Origin of the sequence: Longimicrobium sp. (assembly GCF_036387355.1) — a bacterium.
Taxonomy (GTDB): domain Bacteria; phylum Gemmatimonadota; class Gemmatimonadetes; order Longimicrobiales; family Longimicrobiaceae; genus Longimicrobium.
In genome coordinates, this window is sequence record NZ_DASVTX010000516.1 from 1 (window position 1) to 11,372 (window position 11,372).

The 11,372-nt window shown below is 69.1% G+C and carries 10 protein-coding genes; 9 read left to right on the forward strand and 1 reads right to left on the reverse strand.

Annotated features, from left to right (window positions below; genetic code table 11):
• Positions 1-1,741: TonB-dependent receptor (locus tag VF665_RS22320; RefSeq protein ID WP_331055686.1), on the reverse strand; the 1,741-nt coding region annotated here is incomplete at its 3' end.
• A gap of 307 nt (positions 1,742-2,048) precedes the next feature.
• Here VF665_RS22320 and VF665_RS22325 point away from each other — a divergent pair.
• From VF665_RS22325 to VF665_RS22365, 9 genes are all read left to right on the forward strand, one after another.
• Complete coding sequence (locus tag VF665_RS22325; RefSeq protein ID WP_331055687.1) at positions 2,049-2,480, forward strand: hypothetical protein; 432 nt, start codon at positions 2,049-2,051, stop codon at positions 2,478-2,480.
• A gap of 329 nt (positions 2,481-2,809) precedes the next feature.
• On the forward strand, positions 2,810-3,208 hold the full coding sequence (locus VF665_RS22330; RefSeq protein WP_331055688.1) for a YciI family protein: 399 nt from the start codon (positions 2,810-2,812) through the stop codon (positions 3,206-3,208).
• Between the two features lie 91 nt (positions 3,209-3,299).
• A complete protein-coding gene (locus VF665_RS22335) occupies positions 3,300-3,698 on the forward strand; it encodes a YciI family protein (RefSeq protein WP_349263164.1) in 399 nt (132 codons plus the stop codon).
• 209 nt (positions 3,699-3,907) lie between these two features.
• The gene (locus VF665_RS22340; RefSeq protein ID WP_331055689.1) at positions 3,908-5,146 is read left to right on the forward strand and encodes a sigma-70 family RNA polymerase sigma factor; all 1,239 of its coding nucleotides are present in this window, start codon (positions 3,908-3,910) and stop codon (positions 5,144-5,146) included.
• 82 nt (positions 5,147-5,228) lie between these two features.
• Positions 5,229-6,509: an RNA polymerase sigma factor gene (locus VF665_RS22345; RefSeq protein WP_331055690.1), complete on the forward strand. Its 1,281-nt coding sequence runs from the start codon at positions 5,229-5,231 to the stop codon at positions 6,507-6,509.
• A 24-nt stretch (positions 6,510-6,533) separates the two neighbouring features.
• A complete protein-coding gene (locus VF665_RS22350) occupies positions 6,534-6,902 on the forward strand; it encodes a hypothetical protein (protein ID WP_331055691.1) in 369 nt (122 codons plus the stop codon).
• 549 nt (positions 6,903-7,451) lie between these two features.
• Positions 7,452-9,983, forward strand: a complete 2,532-nt coding sequence (locus tag VF665_RS22355) for an excinuclease ABC subunit UvrA (protein ID WP_331055692.1) — start codon at positions 7,452-7,454, stop codon at positions 9,981-9,983.
• A gap of 7 nt (positions 9,984-9,990) precedes the next feature.
• Positions 9,991-10,434 (forward strand): hypothetical protein, encoded by a 444-nt coding sequence (locus VF665_RS22360; protein WP_331055693.1) that lies wholly within the window; start codon positions 9,991-9,993, stop codon positions 10,432-10,434.
• Positions 10,435-10,787: 353 nt separating this feature from the next.
• A partial coding sequence (locus tag VF665_RS22365) for a response regulator transcription factor (protein WP_331055694.1) occupies positions 10,788-11,372 on the forward strand: 585 nt, incomplete at its 3' end.

Genomic DNA, 11,372 nt, shown 5'->3' on the forward strand with positions numbered 1-11,372 from the left:
TCCCCCAGGTGCGAGTGGGACCGTCCGCGTTCACCAGTTCCAGCAGCCCCGGCCGCGCGGGGCTGGGAATGAGCTGCAGCGCGTTCTCCGTGCGCGACCCGAACAGGGTGGCGTTCACCTCCAGCGCGCCCACGGTGCGGCCCACGTCCAGCGACGCGGTGCGGGCGCGCTCGGGCTTCAGTACATCCCGCAGCGGCGGCAGCAGGCGGGTGAGGCCGGTCGCCTCCGTCTCCTCGGTGAACGGCGTGGGAGCGAACCAGCCGGTGCCCACGGAGCCGCGCACCGTCCACCCCGCGGGGCGCAGCAGGAGCGAAAGGCGCGGGTTGAGAAACGCCCCGTCCTCGCTGTGCCAGTCCGCGCGGCCGGCCAGCGACACCGTCATCCACTCCGCGGGCGAGTACTCCTCCTGGCCAAACAGGGACGGCTGGGTGTAAGTGTAGTCGAAGCCCAGCACGTCGTCGGCGCGGTACGTCTCCGCCTGCAGCGCCGCGCCCAGCACCCAGGTGTGCCCGCGCGAGGTGCCGGAGTACGCGGCCTCGCCAAAGGCGGTGGAGTGCACGTCGTCTTCCGTCACGTCGCCGAAGCCGTGCGCGTGGCGCTGCGCCATGGCGGATGCGCGGACGGTGAGCAGGCGCGTGCCGCCCAGCAGAACGCGGCCCAGCGCGCCCACGTCTCCGCGGCGGGTCTCCAGCGTCTCCGGGAACTCGCCCCCGGGCACGCGGCCGCCGCCCTCGCGGTCCTCCGCCGTGGCGCCAAGCGTGAGGAACAGCGAGCGGCCGGCTGCGTCGTCCCAGAACAGGCGGGGCCGCAGCACAGCGCGCCGGTAGCCGGGCAGGTCCGTCCAGCGGTCGCCGTCCACGTCCGCCCGCGACTGCCGGTGCGCGCTGGCCAGCAGGGTGTATCCCCACTGTTCGTTCAGCGGGGCGGAGGCGAACCCGACGACGTCGGTGCCGTCGCGCGTGGTCTGGTTCAGCAGCAGTTCGCGCACGGGCTCGTCGCCCGGGCGGCGGGAAATGAGGTTCACCACGCCGCCCAGCGCCGACGATCCGTACAGCGCGGACGCGGCGCCCTTGATGACCTCCACCTGGCCCAGGTCCATGGGCGGAATCTGCAGCAGCCCCAGCGCGCCGGACTGGCCGCCGTACAGCGGCAGCCCGTCGGACAGGATCTGCGTGTAGCGGCCGCGGAGGCCCTGCACGCGCACGCTGGCGCCGCCCAGCGACGGGCTGGTGGTCTGCACGCGCAGGCCCGAGGTCTCGTTGAGCATCATGCTGATGTCGCCGGGCGTCATCATCATCTTCTCCTCCACCTCTTCGCGCGACAGCACTTCCACGCGCGTGGGCTCGTCTTCCACCCGCTGCCCCGTGCGCGTGGAGGTCACCACGATTGCTTCCAGTTCCTCTGATTCCCGCTCCAGCGAGACGAGCACGGCGGTGTCGCGTCCGGCGGTCAGGGTGAGCGCGGCCTGCCACACCGCGAATCCCATCCGGCTCACGCGCACGGTCCGTGTGCCGGGCGCGAGCCGCAGCACCGCCGTCCCGTCCGCATCCGTTTGCGCGGTGACGGAATCGGACTGCACCCGCGCGTTCGCCACGGGCTCATTCTCCGCGCGGACGGTGACGGTGACGCGCACGGTTTCCTGCGCGGCCAGGGTGCGCGGGAGGGCGACGGCGATGATGAACAGCAGCGCGGCGAGCAGCGGGCGCGCGGCGCGAAGGCGATGGATGGTCACGAGTTGCACGACGGGTGTATGCGGTTCGCGCTCGCGGCGGGCGAGCGGGATTGGATCGATGGATCTTGAGACGGGGATGTAAGCCCCGGCGGGGCGGGAGGTCAAGACGATGGGTGGTGAGCGCGGGGGGGGCTGAGCGACTGATGAAGTGGCCGCAACAACGGCTGCAAGCCTCACGATCCTGCCGTGAGGCTGGCGGGCGGGCTGCGGTGATCCCATCCCATCCGCGCAAACATCTGAGCCCGGTTTTCGCACGAGGGCAGGACGAGCGCTTCCGACCGCGGTGGCGCACCGGAACCTGCCATCGGAGTGTCGCATGCAGGCTCGTATCTTCTGCAGCTGTCTTGTCCTGGCGATTGCCGCGCCGCTGCACGCGCAGTCCGCTTCGCGGGCAGACGAGGGAACGGCGCTGGCCGTCGCCGCGGCGGCGCAGGTGAGCCCCGCGCTCAGGCCGGGCGCATTGGATGCGCGGCTGCTCGCTCCCGGGCTCGGCGACGCGCGGCGGACGGATGGCGCGCGGTCCATTCCGTGGCCCGAAGATCCCGGGCTGCAGGCGGTCGCCGCGGCTGGGATCGGATGTGTGGTGCTGGGGCTGGTGTTCTACTTCACGTCGAACTCCAATTCTCGCGGGGACAACTTCTGGTGGGGATGCCTGTTCGGCGGCTTCATCGGCTCCGGCGCGCCCAGCGGCTGGAGGCTCCCGGATGACAACCATCCCGCTGCGCCGCAACGAGCACCGGCGAACTGAGCAGCCAGCGGCGGCACCCCGATGTGGGTGCCGCCGCTGTCGCATTCGGGATGTGCGAGGTCGATGGGCGTCGTAGACGGCCGCTTTGAATCCGGCCCGGCGGATCGGGAGGGCGGTGCGGCCGCGGGTTCTTCCGCCAGGCGCGCGGAATCATCAGAATGCACGCGATCCGCGGGCTTGTGGACGGTGGATGCGGCCCGGCGAAAAATCTTTCATCGACCGATGTAGAGAACGGCGCGGCGGCTCCGACTACTGGATGCAAGCGCCGATGACGGCTGCCTCGCACCGCGCCAGCAGGGCGCGCCCAACCCCTCTCGGGAGACCGGACCATGAAGTACATGATGCTGATGCACACGCCCGCCGGCAGCGGACCCGCCGACTACCAGATCAACCAGTGGACGCCGGACGACCTCAAGGCGCACATCGGGTTCATGCACGACTTCAACAAGGACCTCAAGGCGGCGGGCGAGTGGGTGGACGCGCAGGGCCTTACCGCCCCCAGCGAGGCGCGGCTGGTGCGTGCGGGTGCGGACGGCGCGCCGGTCACCGACGGCCCGTTCCCGGAAAGCAAGGAGTTCCTTGCCGGCTTCTGGATCATCGACGTGGCGAGCGCCGAGCGCGCGTACGAGCTGGCCGCCAAGGCCTCCGCCGCGCCCGGGCCCGGCGGCAAGCCGCTCAACATGCCCATCGAGGTGCGCCCCGTAGGCTCCGCGCCCACGACGGACTGACGACCCGCCCGGCCCCCGCCTGCCGCGCGGGGGCCTGTGGTCCACGTGAGCTGAATCCACCCAACGCATCCAGAATCAAAGGGTTACCCCTGTGAAGTTCATGTTGATGATGCACACGCCGCCCCAGACCAGCGAGTGGCCCTTTCTGCAGTGGCGCCCGGAGGACTGGGACGCGCACATGGAGTACTGGCGCACGCTGAACGCGGACCTGGCCGCGGCCGGCGAGTTCGTGCAGGTGCAGGCGCTCACGGAGCCCGGCCGCGCGCGGCGGGTGCAGGCGGGGAGCGACGGCGCGCCGCCCGTGACCGACGGTCCGTTCCCCGAGAGCAAGGAGTTCCTGGCCGGCTACTGGATCATCGACGTGGACAGCGCCGAGCGCGCGTACCAGGTGGCCGCGCGTGCCTCCGCCGCCCCCGGCCCCGGCGGCGCGCCAATGAACATGGGCATCGAGGTCCGGCAGGTGATGAGCGCCCCGTTGCCCGACGCGTGACGGATTCCGTGAGCCCCGAACTCGAGCACCTGCTGCGCGACCTTGCGCCGCAGGTGCTCGAATTCAACACGCCACACCGTGGCGTGCCCCGCAAGCTGGAACTAGTAAGCTATGAACTTTAGGAAACAAAATGACAGGTTGATGCGGTCGGCCTGACCGACTAGAATCGCTCTTCGTAGATCCGTGCTCCGCCTCGTCGGGACTCTCAGATGCCCAGTCGCTCAGAAGCCGAGAAGCTCTTCCTGCAGCACCTTGCGTTTGTTGAGCGGGTAGCCGCACAGGCTTCGCACCGTGCAGGGCTCTCGGATATCGAAGCCGAAGAGTTCAGTTCACAGGTCCTATTAAAGCTCATGCAGGATGACTACGCTGCCATAAGAGCCTTCCGTGGAACGTCCAGAATATCAACATATTTAACTACGATTGTGACACGCCAGTTCATCGAACACGTACGGCAGCGGGGCGGGCGGTGGCGCGCGTCGGCAGCAGCAATGCGGCATGGCCCACCAGCTATCGAGCTAGAGCGACTGATCTATAGACACGGCTATTCGCTTGCTGAGGCAGCCGAGAAACTTCGTAGTACGGGTGCCACAACATCTTCGAATGGGGACTTGGCTCAATTGTTGGCTCGACTTCCTGTTCGGGATCCACTACGACCTGTCAAAGTGCCGTCCGAGCACATACTAGATCGGATTGAGAGTGGTTATGATCAGGAGCCAGAACTAGCCGATTCGGACAGCGCTGCGCGGTCAATGGCGCTAGACGAAGCGCTGAAGACTCTTGAGCCCGAAGACCGACTCATCGTGCAGATGCGCTTTGGTGACGGATACTCTGTAGCCGACGTTGCGCGCGTGCTACAGGTTCCACCCAAGACTCTCTACCGCAGGGTGGAGGGGCTTCGGCTTCGCCTTCGCGAGTACTTAGAGAACAGCGGCATACAAGACTTTGTTCATCCCGGGATCCTCGGCCCTGATGGACTTCCCATTCGGGAAGAGGTTCTGCAGGAAAGCCGCATCATTACTGATATCAGCAGCGCGAATTCCAGAATAATAAGTTTGGTGGAGCGGGATCCCGCGACCATGTACGATCTGTCGCCGCGCCAATTTGAAGAGCTTGTAGCGGAATTGCTCAGTAAGAAAGGCTACACGATTGAGCTTACGCCTGCTTCGAAGGACGGAGGATTCGACATGTATGCCGCGCGAAAAGACGGAATAGGTGAGTTCTTGTATTTGGTTGAATGCAAAAGGTACGCACAATTCCGACCTGTTGGAGTAGATGTCGTCCGTTCTCTCTACGGGGTCGTGCAGAAGGAACGCGCGACGGCAGGTATCATCGTCACTACCTCTCGATTCACCCGTGGCGCTGCTGAATTTCAGACTACCGTGCCGCACCAGCTTTCGTTACGGGACTACCTACATCTTCAAGAGTGGCTCGCGCCAACGTTCTTCTAACATTCCACCGCTCCTCTCTGGTGAGTTCCACTGAACCCACAGGTCGAGTAGTGCAGCGTAGCGCGAGTTTGCCGAGGACCACATGATCCCGAAATCCGCAGAACCGGTCGTGGAGCACCTGCTGCGCGATCTTGCGCCGCAGGTGCTGGCGGCGGTGGCGCGCCGGCACGGCGACTTCAGCGCGGCGGAAGACGCGGTGCAGGAGGCGCTGATCGCCGCCGCGGCGCAGTGGCCGGCGGGCGGCGTGCCCGCCAACCCGCGCGGCTGGCTGTACCACGTCGCGCTGCGAAAGATTACCGATCACCTGCGCAGCGAAATGGCGCGCCGCCGCCGCGAGGACGCCGTGGCCACGCAGGTGTGGGCGGAGTGGGCCTTCGTGCCGCCGCCGGACGTGGAGGTAGGTGTGCAGGAGGACGATTCGCTCGCGCTGCTGTTCATGTGCTGCCATCCGGCGCTCACGCCGCCCTCCGCCATTGCCCTCACCCTTCGCGCCGTGGGCGGGCTTACGACGGCGCAGATCGCACGCGCCTTTCTGGTGCCCGAGGCCACCATGGCACAGCGGATCAGCCGCGCCAAGCTGAGCATCAAGGCGTCGGACGTGCCGTTCGAGGTGCCCGGCGCGGGGGAGCGGGCCGCGCGGCTCAGCGCCGTGCTCCACGTGCTCTACCTCATCTTCAACGAAGGATACGCGAGCAGCACCGGCGCCCAGCTGCAGCGCACCGACCTCGCCAACGAGGCCATCCGCCTCGCGCGCATGCTGCGCGAGCTGCTGCCGCATGATGGCGAGGTCGCGGGGCTTCTGGCGCTGATGCTGCTCACGGACGCGCGGCGGCACGCGCGCACGGGCGCGAGCGGCGAACTGATCCCGCTGGACGAGCAGGACCGCTCACTGTGGGACCGCGGGCAGATCGCGGAAGGCGTCGCCCTCGTTTCCGGCGCGCTGGCGGCGGGAAGCGTGGGACCGTACGCCATCCAGGCCGCGATCAGCGCCGTGCACGACGAGGCCGCGAGCGCGGATGAAACGGACTGGCCGCAGATCCACGCTCTGTACCTGGTGCTGGAGCGCATGTCCGACAATCCCATGGTGTCGCTGAACCGGGCGATCGCCGCGGCCATGGTGCAGGGGCCGCACGCCGGGCTGGAGCTGATCCGCGCGCTGGACGACGATCCGCGGCTGCGGGGCCACTACCGCCTGGACGCCGTGCGCGCGCACCTGCTGGAGCGTGCGGGCGATGCGGCGGGCGCCATGGCCCACTACCGCGCCGCCGCCGAGCGCACCGCCAGCGCCCCCGAACGCGACTACCTGACGCTCAAGGCCGCCCACCTTGCCGCCGCGCAGGCGGACGCGGATCCCGGCACCTGATCCACACCCTTCTCCCTTGCCGCCATGGACGAGCTTGCCGAAGTGAACCGGATGTCGGATGCGGGCCACAGCGACTTCGCGGTCCTCACGCGTGACGATGAGCGGATGGTGCTGATCGGCGGCTTTGACCTGGATTACTACCACGACGTCCAGGTGACCTTCCACGGCGTGGTCTCCACCGAGTGCCCGGAGTTCCTGTACACACCTCACTTCCACGACGCGGGTGCGGAGGGGGAGCACCGGCACTTCGTCGTCCGCGACGAGGAGGGCGAGTACCACGTCGTGGCGCGCGGGGTGGACGTGCAGCGCGGAAAGGTGTTTCACTACGACCGCGGCAACCTGCTTCGCCCCGGCGAGCGGATCGCGCCGTGGGTGCGGCGCGGGGCGGAGTAGCCGCACGTCCGATGGCATGCTGGATCGGTCCTGCACGAGCCGCCGCTGGACGATTCCGCCTCGCAGACTGTTGCGGGCCAGAGATCGACATCTGCGCGGCCGAGAGTATCCTGAGCGAATGAATTCGCCGCAACAACGGCGGAAAGTCCCCCCAACGGACGGGGGGACTTCACCTGCACGCGGGGGACTGGTCGCGGTGCCGAGACCGGAGATCCGCGTCACCGATCGTCTCCTGAGCGGATGAACCGCCGCTCAAGAAGTGGTAAGCCCCGACTCGTCGCCGCTGCCGCGTCCGCGCCCGGGGCTTCAACTGCATAAGGAGGCCGCGCAACTCTGGTGTGTGCTCCCTCCCCCAGATCCGTTCGTGGGAGAGGGTCGTCGTGCGCAGGACGCGGGGTGAGGGCCACAGCAGCGGACCGCGCCCAACCTCCGTTCTGCGCCAGGTTACCGCCGCCGCCCGCGCCTCCTCCCCATCCGCCCTGAAGCGCCCCCGCGCCCGATCCGGTATCTTGCCGCGCCGAGAGCGATCCACCGTGGCGGAACCGGGACATGAGCAGAGCGGAGCAGGGCGGGGCGAGCAGGGCGCCCGCGGGATTCGTGCGGGTGCGGGGGGCGCGGGAGCACAACCTCAAGAACGTGGACGTCGACATTCCGCGCGACGTGCTCGTGGTGTTCACCGGCGTGTCGGGGTCGGGCAAGTCCTCGTTGGCGTTCGGCACGCTGTACGCCGAGGCGCAGCGGCGATACCTGGAGTCCGTGGCGCCGTACGCCCGCCGCCTGTTCCACCAGATGGGCGTGCCCCAGGTGGACTCCATCGACGGCCTGCCGCCCGCCGTGGCCCTGCAGCAGCAGCGCGGCTCCTCCACCACGCGCTCCTCCGTGGGCAGCGTCACCACGCTCAGCAACCTGCTGCGCATGCTGTACTCGCGCGCCGGCGACTATCCGCCGGGCCAGCCCATCATCTACGCCGAAGCGTTCTCGCCCAACACCCCGGAGGGCGCCTGCCCGCACTGCCACGGGCTGGGGCAGGTGTACGAGGTGACGGAGCAGTCCATGGTTCCGGACCCGTCGCTCACCATCCGCGAGCGCGCCGTGGCCGCGTGGCCCACCGCGTGGGGCGGGCAGAACCAGCGCGACATCCTGGTCACCCTCGGCTACGACGTGGACCGTCCGTGGTGGGAACTATCGCAGAGCGAGCGCGACTGGATCCTGTTCACCGACGAGCAGCCCGTGGTCCCGGTGTACGCGGGGGTGACGCCGGAGCAGACGCGCCGGGCCCTGCAGCGGGGCGACGAGCCCAGCTACATGGGGACCTTCAGCAGCGCGCGGCGGCACGTGCTGCACACCTTTGCCAACACGCAGAGCGCGGCGATGAAGCGGCGCGCGCTGCAGTTCATGCTCAGCACGGGATGTCCCGTCTGCGGCGGCAAACGGCTGCGCGCGGAGTCGCTTTCCGTCACCTTCGCGGGGATGGACATCACCGAACTGTCGCGCCTGCCGCTCGCCCGCCTGGCCGCCCTCATCCGCCCGCACGCCGACGGGACCGCGGCCGGGCGCGGCGCGGACGACGATGCCCATCCGGAAAAGGCCATCGTCCGCCAGCGCATCGCCCGGGACGCGGTGGACCGGCTGGACGTACTGCTGGACATGGGGCTGGGATACCTGTCGCTGGAGCGCAGCACGCCCAGCCTGTCGCCCGGCGAACTGCAGCGCCTGCGGCTGGCCACGCAGGTGCACAGCAACCTGTTCGGCGTCGTCTACGTGCTTGACGAGCCCAGCGCCGGGCTGCATCCCGCAGACACGGAGGCGCTGCTGCGCGCCCTCGCGGGGCTCAAGGCCGCGGGGAACTCGCTGTTCGTCGTCGAGCACGACCTGGACGTGATCCGCCAGGCGGACTGGATCGTGGACGTGGGTCCCGCCGCGGGCGAGCAGGGCGGGGAGGTGCTCTACAGCGGCCCGCCGGAAGGGCTGCGGGCGATCGAAATCAGCCAGACGCGCCGCCACCTGTTCGGGCGCGAGGGACTGCCCCCGCGCACCCTGCGCCAGCCCGCGGGGTGGCTGGAACTGGAAGGCGTCACCCGCAACAACCTGCACGGTCTGGATGTCCGCTTTCCCCTCGGCGTGCTGACGAGCGTGTCCGGCGTGTCGGGATCAGGCAAGAGCAGCCTGGTGAGCCAGGCGCTGGTGGAACTGGCGGCGGAGCACCTGGGCCACGAGCCCGCCGCCGAGGAAAGCGACGACGCCGAGCCGTCCGCCACGGTCGCGGTGGGCGGGCGGATCGCGGCGGGGATGGAGGGGATCAGCCGGCTGGTGCGGGTGGACCAGAAGCCCATCGGCCGCACCCCGCGCAGCAACCTTGCGACGTACACGGGATTGTTCGACCACGTGCGCCGCATCTTTGCCGCCACCCCCGCGGCGCGGAAGCGGAAGTACGACGCCGGGCGCTTCTCGTTCAACGTGGCCAAGGGGCGCTGCGAAACGTGCGAGGGCGAGGGATTCGTGATGGTGGAACTGCTGTTCCTGCCCAGCGTCTACGCGCCGTGCCCCACCTGCCACGGCGCGCGCTACAACGCGGCCACGCTGGAGATCGAGAACCGCGGGCAGAACATCGCGCAGGTGCTGGGGATGACGGTGGATGGTGCGTACGAGTTCTTCGCGGACGAGCCGCAGGTGCGGCGCCCGCTGCACGTGCTGCGCGAAGTGGGGCTCGGCTACCTGCGCCTGGGCCAGCCCGCCACGGAGCTTTCCGGCGGCGAGGCGCAGCGCATCAAGCTGGCGACGGAACTGCAGCGGGCGCAGCGCGGCCACGCCCTGTACATCCTGGACGAGCCCACGACCGGGCTGCACCCCGCGGACGTGGAAAAGCTGGTCATCCAGCTGGACGAACTCGTTACCGCCGGCAACACCGTCGTGGTGGTCGAGCACGACATGCGCGTGGTGGCGGCGAGCGACTGGGTGATCGACATCGGGCCCGGCGCGGGCGAAGAGGGCGGGCGCGTGGTCGCCAGCGGCCCGCCAGCGGAGGTGGCGCGATGCACGGAGAGCCGCACGGCGGCGTACCTGGCGCGCGAATTCCAGTGAGGGCCGGATGAAGCTCCGGTTCGGCAAGGCGAGGCACGGGTGGCTGCCCACCACGCTCCATCTGGACGAAGACGGTCCGCTCGCCTTCGACATCTCCTATCTTCCGTACGACTTCGTGGGCGAACTCGTCACCGCGCTCTCCGGCGTGCTGGATGGGCCGGGCGAGTACGTCGCGCGCATCTGCGAGGAGCCGCTGGAGCACGACTGGCGGTTTCGCGCATTCGATCCCTCCGCGGTCGTCTTTGACGTGGTGACCTTCTGGAACGGGCGCGGCCGAAAGGGCGAGGTGGTTGCAAGCGCGTGGGGTACGCCGCACGACATCGTGCTCCCGCTGTGGCGAGGACTCCGCGAAGTGGCCAGCCGGGCGCGCGCGGAAGGGTGGAATTCCCACTGGAGTGAGCCCTTCCCGTTCGAGGCGCTCGAGCGGCTGACGGAGCGCGTGGAGGGGTAAGCCGGGCGGGCATTCGCGGGGTGGAACCCGGGAGTGCCAGCCTGCGGCTGCGGCTGCGCCCGCGGCCGGCGCGCGGCGGACGAGCACGAAGACCCCGCGGGGAGGGCGGAGGGAGGCCGCGGCGGCGCACCTGCCCGCCCGCACGGGCCCGATTCGCGGCGTCTGCCGGCCGCCGCACCATCCTTCCGCCGCCCCGGCTGGTCCGCTAGCTTCGTCTTCCAAGGCCACGGGGCCGCGCTCGCCGCATGCCGAAGGATCGCGCCTGCGCGCGGCCCGTGCCGAACGGGGCGCCGCGCTCCCGTGCTCGTGTGCGCCCCGCGGCGTTCGCAAGCGGACACCTTTCCTGCCCAGGCATGATCTCAGTCGCGCTCATTGAAGACAACCGGCTCGTGCGCGAGGGGCTGGCGGCCATGCTGGACCGCACCGCGGACTTCACGGTCGTCGCCGCCGCGTCCGGCGGAGAGCCTGCCCGGCTTCGCGAAGCCAAGCCGGAAGTCATTCTTCTGGACGTGGGGCTGTGGGACGACGACAGCCTGCGCGTGGCCGAAACGCTCAAGCGGGAATATCCGGACTCGCGGGTGATCATCATGGACCTGCTGCCGGTGCACGAGGACATCATCGAGTTCGTGAACGCGGGCGTGTCGGGGTTCATTCTCAAGGACGCCACCTTCGAGGACCTGGTGAGCACCATCCGCTCGGTGGCGAATGGAGAGCACGTGCTGCCGCCGCAGATGACCTCGTCGCTGTTCTCGCAGATCGCGCGCGAGGCGGTGGGGCGAGGGCGCACGGGAGCCATGGAAGCCGTCAAGATGACGCCCCGCGAGCGCGAGGTGATCGGCCTGATTGCCGAGGGGCTGAGCAACAAGGAGATCGCCGCGCGGCTCCGCATCGCCACCTACACGGTCAAGAGCCACGTGCGCAACGTGATGGAAAAGCTG

What these genes read in the sequence shown, in the direction of transcription:
- VF665_RS22325 (WP_331055687.1), top strand. Translation starts at nt 2,049, where the DNA reads ATGCAGGCTCGTATCTTCTGCAGCTGTCTTGTCCTGGCGATTGCCGCG.
- VF665_RS22330 (WP_331055688.1), top strand. Translation starts at nt 2,810, where the DNA reads ATGAAGTACATGATGCTGATGCACACGCCCGCCGGCAGCGGACCCGCC.
- VF665_RS22340 (WP_331055689.1), top strand. Translation starts at nt 3,908, where the DNA reads ATGCCCAGTCGCTCAGAAGCCGAGAAGCTCTTCCTGCAGCACCTTGCG.
- VF665_RS22345 (WP_331055690.1), top strand. Translation starts at nt 5,229, where the DNA reads ATGATCCCGAAATCCGCAGAACCGGTCGTGGAGCACCTGCTGCGCGAT.
- VF665_RS22350 (WP_331055691.1), top strand. Translation starts at nt 6,534, where the DNA reads ATGGACGAGCTTGCCGAAGTGAACCGGATGTCGGATGCGGGCCACAGC.
- VF665_RS22355 (WP_331055692.1), top strand. Translation starts at nt 7,452, where the DNA reads ATGAGCAGAGCGGAGCAGGGCGGGGCGAGCAGGGCGCCCGCGGGATTC.
- VF665_RS22360 (WP_331055693.1), top strand. Translation starts at nt 9,991, where the DNA reads ATGAAGCTCCGGTTCGGCAAGGCGAGGCACGGGTGGCTGCCCACCACG.